Source organism: Corynebacterium sp. HMSC073B01, assembly GCF_001838255.1.
Lineage (GTDB): Bacteria > Actinomycetota > Actinomycetes > Mycobacteriales > Mycobacteriaceae > Corynebacterium > Corynebacterium jeikeium_D.
The window spans coordinates 1-21,465 of record NZ_KV836153.1 but is presented as its reverse complement, the minus strand read 5'-3'; the positions used below and the strand labels follow the sequence as shown (position 1 = coordinate 21,465).

The window sequence follows — 21,465 nt, the reverse complement described above, 5'->3', positions numbered from 1 at the left end:
CCCGGGGTTCGAACAAACTGTGGGAGGGCTGACATTTGGTATGTGCGCACGACGAAAGGCTTTGTGTATGCCGGGTTTGTCACAGACGTTTAGTCCCGACGAATCGTTGGGTGGGCGTTATCAGATTCCATGCGCACTTCAAGCTTTACCGCTGCACGCTGTCAACCAGGCGATCATGTGTGCTGAAAAAACAACAGGTCTCATTGACCACTCGAATCACGGGTCGCAGTATGTCAGCGTTGTCTACAACGAGCGACGTGGCCAGCACGGGACTGCCGCTTCCACCGGGGGCGGTTGGCGACTGCTATGACAATGCTTTGGCTGAGAACGTTAACGGCTCCTACAACAACGAGCTAATCCATACTCGCAGGTGGGATGGCGGTGTCGAGGTAGAAATCGCGGCATTCGAGTGGGTGTCCTGGTGGAACGAGACTAGACTCCACCAAAGCTTGGGCTACCGAGCCCCGGTCGAGGTGGAAACCGAATGGTGGAAGCAGAACCCGCCACAGGAAATAATAGAAATCAAGGCAAATGCCTAGGAACAAAACCCGGAGCACTTCAGGTCCCGTAGGAGTCGAACTTGCCCTGGGTGACGTAACCACGCACACGCCTCGCCATGGTTTGGCGATCCCGCATCGGCGGCATCTCCGCGGCCCTGCCGTCGGCACCTTTGCGCCGTTCAACCTCCTGGGCCGCGCGTGTCGTCTCGGCGTGTTCGGTCTCCAGGTTCTGGATCTCCTTACGGGTGTGATCGCGCTGGGCGGCAAGCCCGCCGAGGATGTCCTTGAGCTCTGCGGCGGCGGTGTCGAGGCGGGTGATCTTCTCCCCGTGGCTGAGCCCCTCCCAGGTGCCGTCGCGCTCGAAGTCGCGGGCCCGCGGTGAACGCGTCGCCTCGCGCGCGGGGCGCGCGACAGAAGCCGGGCTTCGGTGTTGTGGAAGCGCCCCAAACGCTCCACCCGTACCCGGCTGCGCGCGGTGGCACCTCGGCAATGCGGGTGCCGACAAACGGGTCCGCACCCGCGAGAAGATTCTGGGAGATCCGGCTGATAGTCCAGTCGAGGCGTGCCTGACGGTGCACCTCGTACGGGGTCACGTCCCCACGATCCCGGGTGGCGGCCTGGACGGGCAGATCCCGGGCGTAGTCGGCGGTTTCGCGCCGCACAGTGGGGGTGATATCCCCGTGGCCTGCCTCGGTATCCCCCGGCATGGCCTCAGCCAAGTACAGATGGTTGGTGATGCGCCCGCGTGTCATGGGCACATACACTTCTGCCGTATCGACCTGTCCGGCACCTGCCACCACACGGGCCACATCTACCGTCGCGCCCTGGGCGGCGTGCACTGTCGAGGCGTACCGCTTAGAACACAAATAAAGAAAAGGAAGCTTTCATCTTCGGCTAGGGTGAACGCAGAACTGAACCCGATACGGCTGATGTCAACTTACGATCGGCATGATCGTCGAAGCTGCATTACCCCCTCACGCGTCCCTACGCCGCTAATCGCCACGACCAAAGTTGATGAACCTCTGGTGTTGCGTTCTGCGCTCGTACCACCTTCCATCATGCCCTAGCGGGCGTGATCGAATTCGAGTCCAGGTCAAAACTAAATGGGTCTTCGCGCGCGAGACAGCAACAAAGTACTCAGCTAGCGCATCCGATTGGTTCATCCAAAACAGCTCCTCCTCAACCCCTAAAACAATGACTTTGTCAAATTCCAGTCCTTTGCATTTATGTATGTTCAGGAAGCGAACGGCCTCCTTTCCTGACAGGCGTTTCAGAGCCAAAGCCGCGTCTCCACAGTTGGAAAGCTCCCGCTCGAAAGCATCAAGCGCTTCGTGAATTACTTCGTCGAGCCTTTGGCCCTGCTGGTAGCTAGGGGACAAGGTCACAAGGGTCGGGCGGGAGATAAGAGACAAAAACTTCTTTGTCCATATGGACCAGAATTGTGTCTCCGCGTGATCGTCCTCAGAATCCTGAACCTGCTGGCGCGCCTCCTGGAGGAAGTTTTTCAGCCGCCGGTCAAACTGCAGACCCTCTTCTTCGGACAGGTTGGAGCGGTTAGAAAACCGCATTAGCTCGACATACGCCTCAGCCTGCCCATCATCAGCTATGACACGAAGGAAGTTGAACACCAACGCTGCAGCCGGTTCGGCATTCAAGTCCTGGCTTTCTTGTTCGTTGCGAAAGGGGATCCCGCGCTTTGCGAGCTCCTCACCAAGCGGCGCCGTGTAAAGGCCCGCCTGTTGACGCACCAAGACTGCAATCTCATTTGGCTTCACCTCTTCATCGAGCCAGACTTGAATACGTTCCGCTAGAGCTTCAGCCTCCTCGGAATCAGTATCAAATCCCCTTGCTTCAATGACACCCTCATCCCCGACCAGATCTTGGTCGGGGATGACTGCGGCAGGATCCATCTCCGCAATCATGCGATTTTGCATCCTGCGCAGGCGGACTGCTGACCTGAAATTCTGATAGAGAGGCAGGGAGAGTGCTGAAAAGTCATCTGCGAATGTATGGAGAATTCCTTCCAAGGCGCCTGCCCACGTCATAATCTTTTGTTTTCCATCTCCCACTGCTGTCAGAAAGGTACGCGAGTCCCAGAAAAGTTCTTTTAGCAAGTTATATTGGGGGATCGTTGCATCCTGGAATTCATCCAGAAAAACGTGACTGTAGGTCTGCCGGATCGCGTTTCTGGCATAGCGATTGGATTTCAAAATTTCCAGGGCAAGAGGGACAAGGTCGTCGAAAATTATCTGTTCATACCGGATGCGGTTATCCGCATCCACCCGATAATCAGGGCCAAGCGCATCTTGACCGGTCAAAGCGGGGCGGTAGTTGTCGATAATCCGTTTCGCGAATGCATGGAACGTGAAGCTATCGAATTGAGCCGCAAGTTGACTTCCCGCACGTCGGCGCACTCTTTCACGGAGGTTTCGAGCAGCATCAACCTTAAATGAGATGGCGAGGATACGACGGGGATAGGGACATGTCCCAGTGCGCAGTAGGAAATCCGCGCGCTGCGCCAGTAATTCCGTTTTTCCAGCACCCGGCCCTGCCACCACTACAATATTCTGCTCTGCACTGGTTACCGCGGTTAAAGCGTTGTGTTCCAGCGCCAGCCCATCGGACGGACACCATTCCTCAGGGCGGATCATTCGGGCAGTTCCTTCAATTTCATGCCTACATGAGCAATCAGTCGCTTTAATACTGCGGGCAACCCTTCGATGAGTTCATTATCGGTGAGCGTTGAGAGCGCACGTAGGTGAGAGGCAGGCTTACTCTTCAAGTCAAAGGTTGCATGGTAATGGTCGAATAGCGACAGCACCTCCTGTCCAAGGAGTTCTTCGTTGACATGCATTTTCCCCAGAACCGCGACAATCGCCTTCTTATCTGGATACTCAAACTTAGCTCCGTAGGCCTTTGGAAACGCCTCAACCATTAACAAATCCAGGTCTACTGGATTAGAGAAAAACACCCCCTTCTGTTCAAGGTCCCGAAGAGGTCCCTTGCCCTCCGAATATTGAGGGTCATGGAATTGAGGGAAACCAACTGGGGAATTCCAGTTAGGCAGACTGTTAATATCCTTCGGTGAATAGGTTCCCGGAGTAATCTTGTTGATCTGATCGAGTGCATAGCGGACTCGCCCCCACCCAGCCTGGTACCGACCGCTGTCCAGATCGAGGAGCGTGACATGGGGTATCTTTAACTCGTTGAGCAGTCGCCAGAAGTGATTCACATGGCGCCCCCCGAGAGGTACTACCGAGACAGAGGCATCATCCTCAGCGATGCCTGCAGCCGCCAGAATACGGGGAAGCACCACTTGTTCACTGTCACCTTCACCAAGGACGACCAGCCGTGAAAAATATAGTTCAGGGTAAGCGCGCACAGCTTCTCGGACATATTTAGCTGCCTCGTCATAGTCCTCCGGCAAGAGGATACGATGAACAGTTGCTTCCCGCTCTGTGTTCAGTCGCAAGAAGCAGATCGACTCCGGTTCGACTCGGCGTAGCAATGTTGGAGCATGAGTGGCGATCAGGGCCTGCACATCACCCTTGTCGCATGCGCTATTTAGCTGTCGGATGATCCGCCCGAGGTACTGGGGAGCAAGACTATTCTCTGGTTCTTCCAGCGCGATAATCGTATGGACTGGAGGTCGGAGCCGAGTTGAATCAAGCGATGTCTCTTCCTTTCTTAACACTTGCCGAGCTAGTGACTGCCAGGCGAGTACAAGTGAGATATATAGGAGGGATTTCTGCCCATCACTGAGAAGGTCGAAGGGCAATGAGGCCCCGTCATGAGATGGAGAGAAGTGAATAGTGAGCTGGCGGAGCACTCCCTCCAATTCTCCCCGCCCGAAACTTATTGTCGGATCTGTGAAGAATTCGCTCTGATAGAGACCACCCCATTCCTTCGTCAGATGGAAACCCATACTCGATACCGCACTGTTAGAGGTAAGTGCATTGGTGAGCTGTTCAGAAAGGTCAGAAAGAGTCGTGCGTTCTTGCGACCAATCCGCTGCTCGCAGAGTTCGACCAATTAAAGATGTAGCCGTGTAGGCGATATGTTCGCTGGGGTCACGCCGTGCCGGAAGATAGTGCACTTCAATGTATCCCCGTTCGTAGCGAGACATGTCGGCACAAACTGTCGGTTGCCCCGATTCATCTACCCGACGTACATACTCGATCCTTTCTTCGACAACCCCGTCTAAAGCCAGCGTGGCTGTTAGTCTCACACGCACTTTCGGCACGCCATCAACACTCTCAATCATCATGTGGTGGAAGTTGGGCGGAATGGATGCGTGGTAATCCTCAGAATCTGTCTCTGGGAACTCAATGTCGACTTCAATCCAGAGGACTGGTTTCTCCTCCTGGAGCTCGGTCAGACTGCGGTCCACAGGGACATGAAAATCACTGATACGAACCGTTCGCTGAGCCGCAACCGGGCTAAACATGCGCGATAGCGCCTCGAGGACCGCTGTTTTCCCTGCGCCGTTTGGCCCCAGAACATAGGTCATATCGGTGAGATTAAGGATGGTGGGCGCAGGTCCGAAGCATTGAAAATTGCTAATCCGCAGAGTAGTGAACTTCATATTTTCCTTTCGTCTATCTTGGCGGGAGGAAATCACCTTCAGCTTTCGGCCAGCGTTCCCTCTAGGTTGAATTATTCACTAAAGCATGGGTGTGGTGTCGGCTACGTCCTCGTCCATATCGTCGCCTGCCACTGCGGTGAACAGATTCGCCATGATTTTTGACGCCTCGATCGAGGCGGTCTGTTCCTCCTCACAGGTCATGGACTCGCCGTAGCCAGCGAGGAATTTCAGCTCGTTCACATGGCCAGTCACCTCCTTCAGGGAGAAGGTGATGTCGGAGCGCTGCGAAGGAGACGGAAGGTCTCGAAGTCGGAGGCGAGGGTGTAACGGGGTTGCTCGGTGGCGGAGACGGGCCCGCCCTGCAGATAGTCGCGGGCCTGATCGACGGCGACCTGCAGGTCCACCCCGGGTCTCTTCGCCTCCCCGATGACCACACTCGGCCAGAACAAGTCGATGTGGCCGGTGTTGCCCGTCGAAGCCCTGCGGTCATCCTGCTCGAAGAGGTCCAGCTGCCGAGGCGATCACGCCATTGCGCGGGCTCGTCGTCGAGGGGTGCGACCCATCTCCGAGATGAAGCGGCATTGATGCCGTCTTCCTCACTGATGCCGTGCTTGGTGGCGGAGGCCGCCACCCTCATGCCGCAGTGAGAGCAGTAATCGCCTGACGCATCATCTCTGAACGCGACAGCTGCTTTTCAGCAGCGGTCCTGTCGAGCGACTCCAACTCCTCCGGGGCGAGACGAACCGTAACCATCTGGGAAGCTTTCGGACCACGACCCGGGCGGCCTCGCCCACGCTGCTTCAACTCATCGACGTCATAGCCATGCTCCGCCTCGGCAACCCAGGCGTCCAGCTGCTTCTCGGTGATATTAACAGGCAAATAGTTATCGTATTACGTAATTTGAAACATGTCGAGCATCTCACCCAATCGCTTAAAAGAAGTTCCCGGCCACCTGTAGCCCGTTGCTCTCTCATCGAAAAAGAAAACAACATCACACTGCCCAGGGGCCAGGGGAACCGTATATTGCTTACGGCATTTCCTGCTTAATCTATCTCCAGTAGACCCGCTTCCCGCAGAGCTTTAAGGTGGAGATTCACAGTCCTCTTGGTTACACCGAGCTCTTCAGCGATTTCTCTCCCCGAGGGAAGTTTTCCAGTTTGCGCGACTGTATCCATCGCCACATTGAGCACGCACGCTCTGGTGCTTTGCCCTCGTAGTCGACGGCGTTTATTTGTCGACTGGAGCTTCTTTAGCTCGTTCTGGGCGTATTCCCCCTTCGGGTCTGTTTCCCACCGCTTGGCGGCTTTCTTCCCGCCTCTGCGGCCAATGGTGGCCAGAGCCTTGCGCTGGCTCGTGGTGGCGTATTTCGTGGTGGGGGGGTTGAAGTGTCCCAGGTTTTGTTCCGCTTGAGTAGATGGGAAAACCTGGCACATGCCAAGGAAAATTTGACCAGGATGCCAAGGACCGTGTGGTCCGTGTCGTGGAAGACCTCATCTTGGCGGAAAACATGTCGATGCACGCCGCGTACCAGGCAGTAGCTTTAAAAGCTGGGAGTTTCATGGCACACAGCCCGTCAATGGACTTAAAGCCTGCCCGCCGTGCGGGAAACATCCCAGAACCTGTGCCTGAAGATTTGGCCACCGAGAATGCGAGGCTACGTCGTGATAATCACCAGCTACGCGTCACTAACGAGCTGCTGAAGGCTGCCTCAGCTTTTTCGTGTCGGAACCAGGCCCACAACGTTAAGAAATGATCCACATGATCGATGAGTACCGGAGTATTTTCTCTACCTTGTTCATCTGTAAGACGTTGAAGAATAACCGGGCTGGTGGGTTTATCACCTCGCGTGGACATCGCCAATCCACGGCCCGTGGATTAACTGCTCGTCGCCTTGGTAATGCTGTGCTGATTGAACGCAGTAGTGCTGTTGATCGGGATAATTACGGTGTCCACGGTGTGCAGAAAATATGGCATGGTCTCCGCCGTGACGAAAATTGATATCGGTCGTGAACACACTGCTCCGTTGTCTAAAACGAGCGACTTGCCCAGCACAGGATTGCCGCGTCCCCCTACCCGCTAGCATCAGTACCGAAGCCCCGTTGGAATTGCTGCCAGAATTTGAGTTGTTGGAACAGCACCTCAGGCTATTACCGCCTGCGGTTCCCGTCCGCTCGACCACCACGACTCGTGCGGACGGAACGCTCTCCGCGTTCGTTACCTAGGTAATCGTGACACTATTCGTCCCCTACTTCTTCAAGTCCCCAACAACCCCTACCTGCCCCGCCGCATCCGACACCGCGTCCACACGCTTCACGGCAGGATCGGCACCCCAGCGCTCGTCAGTCAGAGTACTGACACCTTCGCGGCCAAAGCTGTCAGTCCCCACCACAACGTGACCTGCAGCATCGCCTCCAGCACCAAAGCCCTCAGCCAGGGCCACAGCCAGATCGGCCACCAGGCCAGCACCGAACTCCGGGTCCTCGCCCTTATCAATCGCAGTGCGTGACACTGTGCCGTGATTACCAACAATCACAATGCCAGCGGCTGGACGCAGAGTCCCCTCGTCATACTCCACAAAACCGCCGCCTTTTAAGGCCTCCAGCAGCAGCTTTCGGTCAGCAGCGGAAGCCCGCTCTCCCCCATCCTTATCCAGCTCCAACACCGGAGCCAGCGCCTGACCAGCCTGGCGGCCTGGCTCGCGGCGCTCCGGGTCCAGCTGGACATCAGCCGGCAGCGAGGTAGAAACCGTGTCCTTCAGCTCGTCCGCACCAGCGGAAGAGAGGAACTTATCGGTCAGCTTCAGCACGCCCGCATCCGGGGCGCCAGCAGCGCGCAGGGTCTCGGAAACCCCTGCCAGCTGCTCATCCGTGGCATCAGGAGTGGCGACAACAAGGACGGGAACATCCTGCAACGAGTCCTTAACAATCTCGCCGACGATGGGCTCGATGATGCGGTTTGCTTCATCGGCACGCGCTTGCTGCGCATCGGCACGCGCGACAGCCTCATCGCGCTCGGACGCGGCACCCGTGCCGAAATCAATGCCTGCACCAGCGGGGTTCAGCACATAAGCACCCAGCGCAGCACCTGCCGCAACACCGAGGGCAGCACCTGTCACACCAGCTGTGAACTTCCCGCTCCTGCGCTTCTTCCCCATCGCCCGTCCCTTTTCCTTTCGCCGACGCCTCAATCAGCTCTGACAGCCGAAAACTTTTAGGCGCTCCTAGTGCTCGAATACCGCTAAAACTACTTAAACAGCCCCTGGAACCACAGTGCAATGGAGTTCCAGGTATCAATCAGATTCTCACTGACAGAACCATCACCGGAGGTACCAGCGATAGCGAAGATCACCGCAACGGCGACAAAGATAGCCAGGATTGCCCAGGCCACACCGAAACCACGGCTATTGACTTGGTAGAGGTCGGCGACCATGCGACCGTCGACAAGCTTCTCCCCGACCTTCAAACGCGACAGCAGCGCCGACGGCACACCGCTTTGATTCTCAGCGTGGTAGATGCTGTCGATGTTCTGCGGGGCGCCGACGGAGACGACCATGTCGGCGTCGTGATGCGCGGCGAAGACCAGCGCCAGGTCAGTGGCGGAATCGGACAGCGCCGGGAAGGTCATGGCACCAATGCCGAGGTCCTGAATGCGCTCAAGGCCTACCGCGTGACCGTCCGGATCAGCGGGCAGGATCACGCAACCGGCAGACCGCAGTGCCTCGGAGTTGATGTTCTCCGGATCACCGATGATGTAGTCCGGCTCGTACTTCAGGTCGAAGAGCGTGTCCGCACCGGTGTCGACGCCGATGAGCAGCGGCTCGTACTCGCGGATGAAGTTCTTCAGATCCTCCAGCGTCTTGCGGTGTCCCTCACCAGGGCTGACCACAACGACCTTGCGGCCACGCAGTGGCTCTGTCTCGTCCGGAATGCCCAGGCCATCGATGTACAGCGGGGACTCGGTCTTGGCGAACTCCACCAAGTTGCCGGAAAGCGCCTCCAAGCGGTCGACCATGCTGGTGCGCCCCTCGTCGAAGGCGCGCTCCAGCTCGTCCTGGTCGACCTCGTCGCCCTGTCCAATCAGGCGGTCACCGTGGTAGAGCTTGCCGTCGTGAAGCCTTGCGTTCTTGCCGTCCTTGAGCTTCTCAAAGACCTCGTCGCCGACGTTCTGCACCATCTCGATGTCGGCGTCGCGCATCATCTGCGGGCCGTAATTCGGCACAAAACCCGTGGTAAATGCGCCTGTGTTCACTACCGCGGCGACCTTGGCGTCAATCAACTGCTGTGCCAGTGGACGCGAGATATCCGGCGCATCGATCACCACGATGTCGCCTTCGCCCATGCGCTTGAGCGCACGATCCAGGCGGGAACCGTCACGCACGGTCCCCGAAATGCCAGGAAGATCTTTTTCGTTCCGAGAGAACAGACTCATGGCACTTAGTGAAACATAAGTGCAGCTACTTGGCCGCGAAGGCGCGCCGAGCTTGATCCAGAAGATCTTGCGCATGCGCGCGTCCGGAGTCCGAATCGTCCAAACCCGCCATCATCCGCGCGAGCTCGTCAATCCGCTCCTCATCGCCCAGGCTCGTCACCTTCGACGACACCGCACCCGAGCGCGCATCCTTACTGACCACCAAGTGAGTATCCGCAAACGCCGCCACCTGAGGCAAGTGCGTGACGACGATCACCTGGTTATTCACCGCCAACTGCTTCAGGCGCTTGCCAATTTCCACAGCCGCGCGCCCACCAACACCGGCATCGACCTCATCGAAAACCATCGTGTGCCCGGCCTGTCCTTCGGCGAGGACAACTTCCAATGCCAGCATGATGCGGGAGAGCTCACCGCCGGATGCGGAGGAGGCCAGTGGACGCGGCTCGGCACCTTCGTGGGCGCGGAGCTTGAACTCGATGTTGTCCACACCAGCGGGGCCAAAGGTGTCGGCCTTGGTGATCTCCACCACCAGCGAGGTATGTGGCATGGCCAAGCCCTTGAGTTCCTTGGTCACGGCCTCTTCCAGGTGCTTTGCGGCTTTTGCACGAGCCTTGGAGAGCTTCCGCGCGGTGGTGCCGAGTTTCTTCTCCGCGGTCTTGATCTCCGCGGTGAGCTTGTCCAGGGCTTCGCCGGAGACATCCAGCGTGGCGAGCTTGCGCTCCGCCTTATCCCGCCAGGCCAAGACACCTGCAATGTCCGGGGCGTACTTGCGTGTGAGGTTCTTGATCTCCACCTGGCGCTGCATGAGTTTGTCCAGGGACTCGGTTTCCTCCGGCAGACCGGAGAGAAACGCGCCGAGGCCAGCGGAGATTTCCGAGAGCTGGCTGGTCAGTTCATTGAGCTGGTTGGAAAACTCGGTGAGTTCCTCGTCGTCTGCAGCGGCGAGCTCGTTCGCGGCGGCGCCGAGGAGTTCAGCGGCGCCGGAGTCCTCGGTGGCGGCATCCATGCCAGTCGTGCTCACGGCAGCGGCACCATCAATGGCGGCCAATGCCACGGCGGCAGCGTCGCGCAGGCCATCCAGATCCTGCATGCGGCGGATCTGCGAGGCCAGGTCCTGGTCTTCGTCCGGCTCGGGTGAGACCGCATCGATTTCTTCGATGGCGAAGCTGAGCTGGTCGGCACGCATGGCCAGTTCGCGGCGCTTGGAGGTCTTCTCTTCTAGTTCTTTGGCCAGGGCGCGCCAGTGTGCACGCTGCTGCCGGTAGGTTTCCAGCGTTGGTGCGATGGTGTCGGCATCCATGCGGTCGATGGCCGCACGCTGCTCATCGGCGCTTTGCAGGCGCAACTGATCATTCTGGCCGTGAATGGCGATGAGCCGCGTGGAGACATCTGCCAATGCCGCAGCCGAGGCACTGCGGCCGCCAACCCACGCCCGGGAGCGCCCCTTCGCAGAGACCTGACGGGCAAGCAGGTACTCATCATTCTCATCGCGCTCACCGCCAAGCTCAGAAACCACAGCATCGATGGTGGCCGACTCTTCCGCCGAGAGGTGCTCGGTGGACACGCGGCCTTCCACCAGGGCCTTGTCGGCGCCCGTGCGCACGCGGCCGGCGTCGGCACGCGCGCCACAAAGCAACTTGAGGCTTGTGATCACCATGGTCTTACCCGCACCGGTTTCACCTGTGAGTACGGTCAGGCCTGGGCTGAATTCAAGCGTCGCGTCGGGGATAACGCCGAGGTCGCGGATGGAAATCTCAGTCAGCATGGCGCCTGCATTCAGTCCTTCCCTTGAAGTTGGGGGCCGCGGGCACGGTCCCGGTTGTGGAGTCTCGTGACGGCTCTTGTCTGCCGTGTTTAGGGGCTATTGGGCTTCGGCGGGGCCGCGCCACCCGGACGTCGGCAAGCGGAACTTGTGCACCAGACGATCGGCGAACGGCTGATCGTCCAGACGCACCCAGCGCACCGGTTGCGCGCCGCGCTCGATTTCGATGCGGCTGCCCGGCGGCATGGTGATGTTGCGGAAGCCGTCGAGCACCGCGACCGCCTCGGCGGTGTCGTGGTTGGTCTCAATGGCAATGGTCGAATGCGGGGAGATCACCAGCGGGCGAGAGAACAACGCGTGGGCGTTGTTGGGCACGACCAGCATGGCGTCGAGCTCTGGCCAGAGTACGGGGCCTCCTGCGGAAAAGGCGTACGCGGTGGAGCCGGTCGGCGTGGAAATCAGTACACCATCGCAGCCGTAGGAACTCACCGGACGGCCATCGACTTCCAAGATGACATCCAGCACGCCACGGCGGTTGACGTTTTCGATGCTGACTTCGTTCAGCGCCCACCCGGAGCCGATCACGCGGCCGGTGGTGTCACGGACGGTGGCGCGGATGGTCATGCGGTCTTCGATACGCCAGGAACGCTTGATGACGCGACTAATCGCCTCCGTCATAGACTCCTGCTCCCACTCGGCGAGGAAGCCCACGTGCCCCATGTTGATGCCGAGCACCGGCAGGTCAGCGGAGTGTGCAATGTCTGCGGCACGCAGGAAGGTGCCGTCGCCGCCGAGGACGAGGACGAGTTCGCATCCCGACGCCGCCTGCGGGGAATGCCAGTAGCGCGGGTACTTGCCGAGCGTCGGGTGCGCGGCCAGTGCCTCCGGGTTCTTACCAGCCAGCACGCGGATGTCGATACCCGCGGCCTCAAGCAGCTCGGCAGCCTCAGCGGCCATTTCCAGGTTGGCGCTACGGCCGGTGTGCGGGACCAGCAGAATCTCGCGCTTGCCGGCGCTGGTCTTGGGCTTGCTATCCCGTGAGTGAGTCTTCGCGCTGGTCGTTGAGCTAGTCCGTGAGCTAGTCATTGTGCGGCCCCTCCTCAACAGCCTTAGCGATGGCCGCAGCCATAGCCTCATCACCAATATCGCTGGCGCCGCCGTCTTTCACCAGCCACAGGAAGAACTCCACGTTGCCACTCGGACCCGGCAGCGGGCTGGCCACCGCCGCACGGAAGGACAGCCCCAGAGTGCGGGCGTATTCGGCGACTTCCTGGACAACTTCCTGGCGAAGCGCATCGCTGCGCACGACACCACCGGAGCCAAGGCGCTCCTTGCCAACCTCGAACTGCGGCTTGACCATTGGTAACAGGTCAGCGCCTTCGTCGAGGCAGGAGACAATCGCAGGCAGGACCAGCTTCAAAGAAATAAACGACAAATCGCCGACCATTACATCGGCCGTGCCACCGAGAATCTCCGGCGTCAACGTGCGGACGTTAGTACGGTCGAGCACAACCACCCGCGGGTCATCCTGCAAGCGCCAAATCAACTGACCGTAACCGACATCGACGGCGTAGACGGTCTCGACATCGCGGCGCAGGCACACATCGGTGAAGCCGCCCGTGGAGGCACCGGCATCCAAGACCTTCCGGCCCTTCAAGTCCAGGCCCTGCGGCTCGAAAGCCTCCAGCGCGCCGAGCAGCTTGTGAGCCCCGCGCGATGCCCAGTTCTCATCTTCTTCCAGACCACTGACGCGAATGGACACGTCGCCTGTCACCGCAGTCGCAGGCTTGGAGGCGACAAAACCGCCGACCTCCACTCGGCCGGCTTTAATCATGTCCACTGCCGCCTCACGGGAGCGAGCAATCTTCCTTCGCACCAGCTCCGCATCGAGCCTGCGCTTAGGAGCTTTCTTTGCCACCGCGTTCACTTTCCTTCCCTGCGTGACGAGCCCAGGGCCTCATACAAAATCTCATGCGCCCGCTCAAACTGCGCGACTCTCTCCTGCGGCGTCGGGGCAGGTGCTGACAGTGCGGCCGCCACCTGCTCGCGGACGTCCTCCGGAGTTACCTCACGCGCGCCGGGCATCGCCGCCGGGCTAGGCGCAGGGCTCGGTACAGATGCAGGGCCGGGTTTCGGCCCCGGCACAGGACCAGCGCCCTGCCCCAGCCCCTGCCCCGGCTTCGGTGCAACCTCACTCATCGGCTATCACTTCCGCCAGGCAGCCAGCGCCGCCTCAGCAGCCGGGCCCTCCGCGCGGACCTGCGCGACCTCGACTGCGCCAGCACGACCAGCCTCAGAGTTCCACACCACATCTACGACCGTCAGCAGAGCCGCCACCGCGGCCTCCGCCGGGTTCACCAACCGAAGATCTTCCATGTCACCGCCAGAAAGAACGATGACACCGGCCTCCGCGTCGTCGTAACGCGCGGTGAAACCAGCCTGCGGAGCCGGACGTGCCTGATCCAGCTCACGATTCAGCGCAGTCATGTCAGCACCGATGAGCGTCGGGCGGTGCTCAGGCGGCGCCGCAACGACATCCATATGCGTGGAAACGCCTGTGACCACCATAAACGTGTCCATCTTTGCCGCATTTCCGCCCGCGATGTCGGTGTCGAGGCGATCCCCAATCGCCAGCGGATTCTTCGCGCCCACACGCTCCGCCGCCTTAATAAACATCGGCGGCTTCGGCTTACCCGCCGACAGCGGCGCCACGCCCGTGGTCGTAGAAATCGCCGCAGCGACCGAACCATTACCAACCAGGAAACCGCGCTCCGACGGCAGCGTCGTATCCAAATTCGACACCAGGAAGCGCGCACCTCGCGACACCGCCAGCGCCGCCTCCGACATCTGCTTCCACGTCATCTCACGGTTGAGCCCCTGGAACACCGCTGCAGGGTTGTCATCAGCGGAATCCACGAGGTTGTACCCCGCCTCACGAGCCAACTGCTTAAACGACTCCGCACCCAACACAAAAACGTTCGAGCCCGGCTCAATGACCTCCGCCGCCATCTCAATGGCCGCCTGCGCCGACGTCATCACATCGTCCGCGTGAACGTCATAGCCCAGCCCATTGAGCTGATCCGCCACCGTCTGCGGCGCGCGCGAGGCATTGTTGGTAATAAACACCATCGGCAGCGCCGCCTCAGTCAGCCCCTCCAGCGCGTTCGGAATCGCCGCGCCACCCTCGTAAATCGTGCCATCCAGATCCAGCAGAGCGGCATCATAGGAAGAAGCGACAGAAGCCATGGGGGTTCATTTCTCCTTTTACGAAATAGGAACGCTTTACGACGAATTGTAGATGCGCAGCCCGATTGCGCCAGCGGTGCGTTAGCGGTGGCTGATGTTGCGAGCCGGCAGCTGGGCTGATTACTTGCTCAGCTCTTCGATGCGCTCACGAGCATCGAGCATCTGGTCCACATCGATCTTGGCGCAGCGGGTAAACCACACCTTGGCATCATCTTTACGACCGGCCTCCACCAGCGCATCAGCGTAGGCGTAGAACAGACGAGCTGCTTCGAAGTCCTCGCGGTCCGGGTTCAGATCCTGGGTCTCCAGCTCAACCAGAGCCTCATCGATCTGGCCCATATCTCGGCGAGCACCGGCGGCGACGATAGCCAGCTCAGTCTTGGACTCGTTGTCCAGCTGCTTGGCTTCCTCGGAGCGAGCCAGCTCGATGGCCTTCTCTGGGCGGCCGAGGCCGCGCTCACAGTCCGCCATGACCGCGAGCATGCCCGGGCCACCGGAGATGCGGCGAGCCGCACGCAGCTCCGCCAAAGCTTCCTTCCACTCACCTGCGTGGTAAGCGGCAACACCAGCGGTCTCACGAACGACACCGACGCGACCAGCGCGGTCCTTCGCTGCGCGGGCGTGCTCCAGGGCACGCTGCGGGTCTTCAGCCATCAGGATTGCGGACATAATCATGTGACGAGCAACCTTGTCGGCGTTGTCCTTAGCCAGGCTCTTCAGATCCTGGCGCACGCTCGGGTCGAGCTCGTCTGCGCGAATGTCATCTGGCAGCTTCGGCTCGTTCTTACGGGCCTCAATGCGCTCCTCGCGGAAGCCTGGGCGCTGCGGGCCGGTGCGGTGCGTACGCTTCTCATCCTGGAAGCGGCCACCACGGTTGGAGCGACGTGGCTTGCCACCACGACGGTCGAAGTTGCGACCTCCCTGGCCACCGCGCCCGCCCGGGCCGCGACGATCATTGCGGTCATCGCGATTGTAACCACGACCGCCACGGCCACCGCGCTCATTGTGGTCGCCGCGGTTAAAGTCACGATCATCGCGATCATCACGACGGAAGCCCCGCGAACCACGGGAATCGCGGTTACCGCCATGACCACCGTGACCACCACGGCCACGACCACCTGGGCCACCACCCTGTCCACGACGATCGTTGCGGTTGCGCCCGTTAAAGCCGCCCTCGCCACGACCATGGGAACGGTTAGACCCGCGGTTTCCGCGATTTCCTCGGCCTTCGCCGGAACGAGGACCTTCGTGCTCAGCCATGAAGTCGGAGCTCCTTATATGTAATGAGTAAAAGAATTTATGTGTTTTCAGGCTACCAGTAACCCCGGATTGCCTGGTGGTCTACCTAAAAGACCAAACTTTCATACTACTGCTAAGACCTGCCCACATTCCAGCCCAGCAAACGTGCGGAGCCTGTGGCCTTCCCCACTGCCTGGGACAAATCCCAGACAGCTAGGCCAACCCAGTCGTCGGTGGTGAACTGCGCGGTGGCGGTGGTTCCCTCGACGCGGAGCTCATACTCGGCATCCGAAAGCCCGTCTGGCACGGCGAGGTTGGCGCCCAGGGCGTCGTTAAGCAATGCCTTGAGTGCGCGGGTATTACCCTGCTCAGCGCGATGTGCGGCGCGGCGGAAAACGGTGAGCGCTTCCTTAGCCGCGTCCTCGGGCGTCACGGTGGCGTCGACTGCGAGGTCAAAGAGGCATTCCTGCTCGAAGGTTGCGGCCTTGGGCGTCTTGGGCTCGGAACTAGGCGCGGCGGGCGCGGTTTTTGTCGGCGCGGCATTCGACTGCACGCGGCTACCCGCACCAGCGAAACCTGGCCCCTCCGGCACGGTCGTACCCTTCTGATACGCGGTGGCGGCGGCGCGGGCGCGCTGATCAGCGGCCTCGTTCATGTCGTGGCCCGAGTGTCCCTTAACCCACTCGAGGTGAATATTGCGGCCAACGAGCAGCTGGTCGATGTCCTGCAAAATGTCGACGTTGAGGACAGGTTTACCGTCGCGCTTCTTCCACCCCTTGCGCTTCCACCCCGGCATCCACTTAGTGACGGAGTTAATCACATACTGCGAATCACACAGTACGAAAAGCGGCTCGTCGGGGATGTGCGCGGTGGCGCGGAGCAGCTCGGCAAGAGCGGTGAGCTCCCCGCGGTTATTGGTTCCCTCTTTCCATCCGCCGGCGGCCCAGCAGCTGTCGTCGATATACCAGCACCACCCGGCAGGTCCGGGGTTGTGCAGGGCGGAACCGTCAACGGCAGCAGTAATAGTCATGAGGCTAGATTGTATCGGCTGCGTGGGGCCGGCCAGGAATTGCCTTAAGAGCCGTAGCAGGCGACCGGGCCATGCGGGCCCTCGACGATGTCAATCTGGGTATTGAAGATTGGGCTCAGAACCTCCGAACGCATCAGCTCTGCGGTAGGGCCGTGCTCTACAATCTGGCCGTCTTTGACCGCACAGATGTAATCGGCGTAGCGAGCCGCGAAATTGATGTCATGCAACACCACCACCATGGTGCGACCCAACTCGCGCACTGCAGTGCGCAGGTACGACATGATGTCGACCGAGTGAGAAATATCCAGGTTGTTCAACGGCTCGTCGAGAAGCACGTAATCCGTCTCCTGACAGAGCACCATTGCGACATACGCACGCTGACGCTGCCCACCGGAGAGCTCGTCGAGGTAGCGGCCCTGGAGCGCCTCAAGATTGAGGAACTCAATGTATTGGGAGATGATGCGCTCGTCCTCGGCGGTCAGACGCCCCTGGCTGTACGGGAAACGGCCGAAGCTGACCAGCTGGCGCACGGTGAGGCGGGTGACGAAGTGGTTGTCCTGGCGCAGAATCGACAGCACCTTCGCCAGATCCTTCGACTTGGTCTTGCCCACGTTGTAGGGGCCGACGTTGATGTCGCCGGAATCGACGGCAAGGAGGCGGCCAATCATAGTCAAGAGCGTGGACTTGCCCGCACCATTCGGCCCAATCAGAGCCGTAATCGCATTGGTTGGAATTTCCAGGTCAACGGGGCCAATTGACACCTCGCTGGTATAGCTCTTGCTTACACTGTCGAGGAGAATCATAGCCGTCCCTTCTTCAAAACGACGTAGAGGAAGATCGAACCGCCAACCAGCTCGATGATGATGGACACCACGCCCTGGGCATAGAAAACGTGATTGAGGATGAAATACGCACTGGCCAGCGTGACGTAGCCGATTAGCGCCGCCATCGGCAGCACAAAACGATGGTCATAGGTATCCGCAGCCTGGTACGCAATGGTCGCGACCAGGAAGCCGAGGAATGTCATCGGGCCGACCATAGCCGTCGATACTGCCATCAGCACGGACACCGCAACCAGCACGGTGATGGACCGAACCTGGTAATTCACGCCCAGATTCGTCGCGACTTCACGCCCCAACGACATGACATTGAGGGCCCGCGAATGCAGCGCAATCACCACGATTGCCGCGATCACCAGCGGGATCGCCACCGGGAAAAACTCCGGGTCCGCGTTGTTGACAGAGCCGAACAGCCGCGCCGTCAGCAGGTCAAAATCCGAAGGCGTCAGCATGCGCTGCATAAATGTCGATACCGAGCCCAGCCCGCCACCGATAACAATGCCCACCAGCAGCATGCTGTGCATATCCGCGCCCTGCCCAGTCAACAGCCACGCATACAGCACCAGCGACAGCCCCACCATCAGCACGAGCTGCAGCACAAACGCCCCAACCGAGCCGGCATTCATCAGACCCGTCGCCCCGAAGAAGTACACCGCAGCGGTACTGATAGCCACGTACAGCGCTTCAAACCCCATAATCGACGGCGTAATAATTCGGTTATTCGCAATCGACTGGAACGCCACTGTCGCGACGGCATGGCAGCAGGCAACCACGATCATGGCAATTACGGCATCAAGACGCCGGCGCGCAATCAGCCAAAAACCATCCGTACCGAACGGCAACGGGTTGTCCCACGCAAGCAGGCCCGCCGTAAACAACACTGCCAGGCCCGCCAGCGCAGCAATGATAATCCAGTACCTGCGCGCCGCGGCGGCCGTGCTAAACGACGTCGTTTGCGGCCCGGCCTGGTCGGCCACCGTGTGAGTTGAACTGAGATTAAGCACGACGCCGCTCCACAATCAGATAGACGAAGATGGCAGCACCCAGGATGCCGAGAATCACCGATACCGGAATCTCGAACGGGGCGATAATGACGCGGCCAATCAGGTCCGCAATCGTCACAATGGCAATGCCCACCAGGCATACCCAGGGAAGATTGGAGCGCAGATCATCGCCACGGAACATGGAGACGATATTCGGGACGATGAGCCCCAGGAATGGGAGGTTGCCCACCACGACGGTGACCAAACCTGTTGCGATTGCAATCAGCCCCGTTCCCAGGAACACGATTCGCTTGTAGTTCAGACCGACGTTGGTGGCAATGTCCTCACCAAGCCCCGCAACCGTTAACCGATCGCTGAATACGAAGACGATTGCAACCACGATGACGACCAGCCACAGGAATTCGTACTGCCCTTTATAAATGGCAGTAAAAGAGCCTGCGAACCACACGCCTAGCGACTGCAGCATGTCCGTCTGTAACGCAAAGAAAGTCGAAATCGAACTGACTACCGCACCCAACATGATGCCCACGATGGGCACAACCAGACTTGACTTCAAAGCGACACGGCGCAAGAACAGGAAGAACACTGCCGTGCCGATGAAAGCGAAGATGATTGCCCCGCCCATCCGGCCAAGCATCGAGGCCGAAGGAAAGAAATACATCACGAAAATCAGGCCGAGACCAGCCCACTCCGTGGTTCCCGTGGTGGTGGGTTCGACAAACTTGTTGCGCGTAAGTAGCTGCATGACCAAGCCACACATCGCCATCGCGGCACCCGAGAGCACTAGTGCAATGGTGCGCGGTATACGCGTAGTGGCGAACATCTCCCAGCCGTCGTCGGCGCCCAGGATGTCGTATTGGCCTACAAACAGCGACATAGCCACCAGGACTGCCACAAAGGCAATCCCGATGGCTAGTCGGGAATCCAGTAACTTCTGCATAGAGTTGGTGAGGTACTCCTGTGACTGGTCAGAGAACTATTAGGCCTGCTCGAAGGCGTCGGCAAGCCCGTTCAGAATCTCCGTGTACGTGATGATGGACTCGTTGGTGTAAGTGTCCTCTGGGGCGTAGTAGATCTTGCCCTCCTTGACTGCCTTCACGTTCTTCAGCGGAGCGGCTTCCTCGACCACAGACTGTGCCGAACGGTACTCATCGGTACCGCGGACAGAGGTGCCAGCATCGCGGTCAAGCACCATGATGAAGTCCGGGTTTGCCTCAGCGATGGACTCGGCGGAAATCTCATCACCCTGGTGGTCATCGCTGGCCTTGTCGACCTCCAGCGCCGGCTTCATGCCAATCAGGTCGAACAGCGGGCCGAAGGTACGACCAACAGTCGGAGCAATGTAACCGAGGGTGCCGCCCGACGAGTTCAGCGCCATGACCTTCACGTCCGGGTTGTAAGCCTTGCGAGCGCGCTCCAGAGCCTTGTCAAAGTCTGCGATGAGCTGATCGGCTTCCTTCTCCTTACCGAAGATGGCGCCCAGGCCCTTAGCGTGCCGCTTGAGCTCCTCGTCCAGCGGCTTGCCCTCGCGCGGCTCAAACTCCACAATCGCGGAGTTCGGAGCGAGCTTCTTCAGGTCATCGTAGTACTTGCCGAAACGCTGACCGTTCACAATCAGGTCCGGGTCAGCAGCAGCAACAATTTCGAGATTCGGCTCGCGGTGATTGCCGATGTCCTGAACGTCAGGATTGTCCTTGTAGTCGGAAACCGTGAACGGGATAATCGGTTTAGGAGCTGCAGCCAGCTTAATACCCCACTGATCGAGCATCTCGAAGGAACGGTTATCCGTGGCCACAACAGAGTCAATCTCGGCAGGTACGGTCTGCTCACCATGATTATCAGTAACGGTAATAGTAGACTCGTTGCCTGCAGCTGCAGACTTATCCTCGTTACCGGCATCAGTAGAACAAGCACCAAGAACAAGTCCAAGGCTCGCAACAGATGCAACTACGATATTGCGAATACGGCCGGAGTTAGAACGCGCCACTTAAAGGCATCCCTTCGGTCACAGTAGGATTGTTAAACAAACGCCACTTAGACGCCGTTACCCAATCACTTACTTAGGTAATCATTACCTGTGAAACATTAGCTTAGGGTTCCCTATTTAACAAGTAAATACGTTATGAAATTACGCAATATTTAGGGCATATTTCGAACTTGGCTTAGCGTTGGCTAATTTGTGCTGGTAAAGGCACAATTGCAGCGTTCGCTAACGGGGGTAACTTGTGCCCTACGGAAGGTAACATGTGCACTATCGACGTATGTTTGGGTCTCGCTGGGCGTAGTTGGGCCTAGTTGGGCCTAGTTGACAATGAGCTTGCGAGCTTTGCTTGCGAGAATGGGCTGCGCTTGAATACGGGCTGTACACGCGATTGGAGGCTATACGTGTGAGTACAGGCTGCAGGCATAAATACGGGCTGCAAACGTGAAACTGTATGAGTTTATGACACTTTCAAGCGATCTTTCGCGCTATTTCTGTCATAAACGCAGTCAGTAACTTTAATTAGCCCACAGCCGCTGCCATAGACCCAGGAACTAACCCCGCATTCACCCGCCAATGACAGCCATAAAGGCAGTCAGTAACTCACATTGGGGTAAGCAGCGAAAGGTGCCAACCGGGCGATCCTCTAAGCGGACACGCCTGTGTCCATTAACCCGGACACCCTTTGCCCCCTTAAGCCTCAAGACACCGGTAAGCCCGCCTTCCGCTACCGAGCAGACCAACCCCTATTTAATCCCGTTTACTCGTGGGTAACAAAAAGTGGGCCGCAGCACCCAACCCCACACGGGAACTGGCTACCACGACCCACAAACAAGATTATTATGCCGGCG

General features: G+C 59.1%; 22 protein-coding genes and 1 pseudogene. 4 read left to right on the top strand and 19 right to left on the bottom strand.

Annotated features, from left to right (window positions below):
* The first annotated feature begins 239 nt into the window (after positions 1-239).
* Together HMPREF2849_RS10955 and HMPREF2849_RS11190 are read left to right on the top strand one after the other, a co-directional pair.
* Positions 240-539 carry an integrase core domain-containing protein gene (locus tag HMPREF2849_RS10955; RefSeq protein ID WP_168168073.1) on the top strand — a complete coding sequence of 100 codons (300 nt, stop codon included), beginning with the start codon at positions 240-242 and terminating at the stop codon, positions 537-539.
* A complete protein-coding gene (locus tag HMPREF2849_RS11190; RefSeq protein WP_168168074.1) occupies positions 532-882 on the top strand; it encodes a hypothetical protein in 351 nt (116 codons plus the stop codon). The genes HMPREF2849_RS10955 and HMPREF2849_RS11190 overlap by 8 nt, the downstream gene beginning before the upstream one ends.
* Positions 883-1,492: 610 nt before the next feature.
* Here HMPREF2849_RS11190 and HMPREF2849_RS04820 read toward each other — a convergent pair.
* From HMPREF2849_RS04820 to HMPREF2849_RS11560, 4 genes are all read right to left on the bottom strand, one after another.
* The gene (locus tag HMPREF2849_RS04820; RefSeq protein WP_070862658.1) at positions 1,493-3,151 is read right to left on the bottom strand and encodes a UvrD-helicase domain-containing protein; all 1,659 of its coding nucleotides are present in this window, start codon (positions 3,149-3,151) and stop codon (positions 1,493-1,495) included.
* Positions 3,148-5,085, bottom strand: a complete 1,938-nt coding sequence (locus HMPREF2849_RS04815; RefSeq protein ID WP_070862657.1) for an ATP-dependent nuclease — start codon at positions 5,083-5,085, stop codon at positions 3,148-3,150. Before HMPREF2849_RS04815 ends, HMPREF2849_RS04820 begins: the two co-directional genes overlap by 4 nt.
* Before the next feature lie 78 nt (positions 5,086-5,163).
* Entirely contained in the window at positions 5,164-5,325 is a 162-nt protein-coding gene (locus HMPREF2849_RS11185) for a hypothetical protein (RefSeq protein WP_168168075.1), read from the bottom strand.
* A gap of 17 nt (positions 5,326-5,342) precedes the next feature.
* Entirely contained in the window at positions 5,343-5,534 is a 192-nt protein-coding gene (locus HMPREF2849_RS11560; protein ID WP_371259582.1) for a type IIL restriction-modification enzyme MmeI, read from the bottom strand.
* Positions 5,535-5,540: 6 nt separating this feature from the next.
* Between HMPREF2849_RS11560 and HMPREF2849_RS11555 the strand changes: the two genes are divergently transcribed.
* Complete coding sequence (locus HMPREF2849_RS11555; RefSeq protein ID WP_371259584.1) at positions 5,541-5,732, top strand: hypothetical protein; 192 nt, start codon at positions 5,541-5,543, stop codon at positions 5,730-5,732.
* On the opposite strand, the gene HMPREF2849_RS04805 is transcribed toward HMPREF2849_RS11555, so the two are convergent.
* Positions 5,719-5,964, bottom strand: coding sequence for a ribbon-helix-helix domain-containing protein (locus tag HMPREF2849_RS04805; RefSeq protein WP_070862655.1), 246 nt, complete (start codon positions 5,962-5,964; stop codon positions 5,719-5,721). The two genes, HMPREF2849_RS11555 and HMPREF2849_RS04805, sit on opposite strands and share 14 nt — an antisense overlap.
* 164 nt (positions 5,965-6,128) lie before the next feature.
* Positions 6,129-6,266, bottom strand: a complete 138-nt coding sequence (locus HMPREF2849_RS11550) for a LexA family protein (RefSeq protein ID WP_371440742.1) — start codon at positions 6,264-6,266, stop codon at positions 6,129-6,131.
* 204 nt (positions 6,267-6,470) lie between these two features.
* On the opposite strand from HMPREF2849_RS11550, the pseudogene HMPREF2849_RS11545 reads away from it, so the two are divergent.
* Positions 6,471-6,671: pseudogene (locus HMPREF2849_RS11545) on the top strand (hypothetical protein).
* A gap of 659 nt (positions 6,672-7,330) precedes the next feature.
* On the opposite strand, the gene HMPREF2849_RS04790 reads toward HMPREF2849_RS11545, so the two are convergent.
* The 13 genes from HMPREF2849_RS04790 to HMPREF2849_RS04730 form a co-directional block, all read right to left on the bottom strand.
* A complete protein-coding gene (locus tag HMPREF2849_RS04790; RefSeq protein ID WP_070862654.1) occupies positions 7,331-8,239 on the bottom strand; it encodes a copper transporter in 909 nt (302 codons plus the stop codon).
* Positions 8,240-8,328: 89 nt separating this feature from the next.
* Positions 8,329-9,513 (bottom strand): putative cytokinetic ring protein SteA, encoded by a 1,185-nt coding sequence (gene steA, locus HMPREF2849_RS04785; RefSeq protein WP_070862653.1) that lies wholly within the window; start codon positions 9,511-9,513, stop codon positions 8,329-8,331.
* Between the two features lie 25 nt (positions 9,514-9,538).
* Entirely contained in the window at positions 9,539-11,278 is a 1,740-nt protein-coding gene (gene recN / locus HMPREF2849_RS04780) for a DNA repair protein RecN (RefSeq protein WP_070862652.1), read from the bottom strand.
* Between the two features lie 96 nt (positions 11,279-11,374).
* The gene (locus HMPREF2849_RS04775; protein WP_141764540.1) at positions 11,375-12,361 is read right to left on the bottom strand and encodes an NAD kinase; all 987 of its coding nucleotides are present in this window, start codon (positions 12,359-12,361) and stop codon (positions 11,375-11,377) included.
* Positions 12,354-13,193 carry a TlyA family RNA methyltransferase gene (locus HMPREF2849_RS04770; RefSeq protein WP_049171668.1) on the bottom strand — a complete coding sequence of 280 codons (840 nt, stop codon included), beginning with the start codon at positions 13,191-13,193 and terminating at the stop codon, positions 12,354-12,356. The genes HMPREF2849_RS04775 and HMPREF2849_RS04770 overlap by 8 nt, the downstream gene beginning before the upstream one ends.
* A 5-nt stretch (positions 13,194-13,198) precedes the next feature.
* On the bottom strand, positions 13,199-13,474 hold the full coding sequence (locus HMPREF2849_RS04765; protein ID WP_049189958.1) for a hypothetical protein: 276 nt from the start codon (positions 13,472-13,474) through the stop codon (positions 13,199-13,201).
* A gap of 6 nt (positions 13,475-13,480) precedes the next feature.
* Complete coding sequence (locus HMPREF2849_RS04760; RefSeq protein WP_049193446.1) at positions 13,481-14,521, bottom strand: HAD-IIA family hydrolase; 1,041 nt, start codon at positions 14,519-14,521, stop codon at positions 13,481-13,483.
* 120 nt (positions 14,522-14,641) lie between these two features.
* Positions 14,642-15,799 (bottom strand): hypothetical protein, encoded by a 1,158-nt coding sequence (locus HMPREF2849_RS04755; protein WP_370548640.1) that lies wholly within the window; start codon positions 15,797-15,799, stop codon positions 14,642-14,644.
* A 94-nt stretch (positions 15,800-15,893) separates the two neighbouring features.
* A complete protein-coding gene (locus HMPREF2849_RS04750) occupies positions 15,894-16,790 on the bottom strand; it encodes an RNase H family protein (RefSeq protein WP_049171648.1) in 897 nt (298 codons plus the stop codon).
* 44 nt (positions 16,791-16,834) lie between these two features.
* Positions 16,835-17,593: an iron ABC transporter ATP-binding protein gene (locus HMPREF2849_RS04745; protein ID WP_070437367.1), complete on the bottom strand. Its 759-nt coding sequence runs from the start codon at positions 17,591-17,593 to the stop codon at positions 16,835-16,837.
* Positions 17,590-18,633, bottom strand: a complete 1,044-nt coding sequence (locus tag HMPREF2849_RS04740) for an iron chelate uptake ABC transporter family permease subunit (RefSeq protein WP_053087318.1) — start codon at positions 18,631-18,633, stop codon at positions 17,590-17,592. The genes HMPREF2849_RS04745 and HMPREF2849_RS04740 overlap by 4 nt, the downstream gene beginning before the upstream one ends.
* Positions 18,626-19,573, bottom strand: coding sequence for an ABC transporter permease (locus tag HMPREF2849_RS04735; protein WP_049171656.1), 948 nt, complete (start codon positions 19,571-19,573; stop codon positions 18,626-18,628). The genes HMPREF2849_RS04740 and HMPREF2849_RS04735 overlap by 8 nt, the downstream gene beginning before the upstream one ends.
* 39 nt (positions 19,574-19,612) lie before the next feature.
* The gene (locus HMPREF2849_RS04730) at positions 19,613-20,620 is read right to left on the bottom strand and encodes a siderophore ABC transporter substrate-binding protein (RefSeq protein ID WP_070549823.1); all 1,008 of its coding nucleotides are present in this window, start codon (positions 20,618-20,620) and stop codon (positions 19,613-19,615) included.
* Positions 20,621-21,465: the final 845 nt, after the last annotated feature.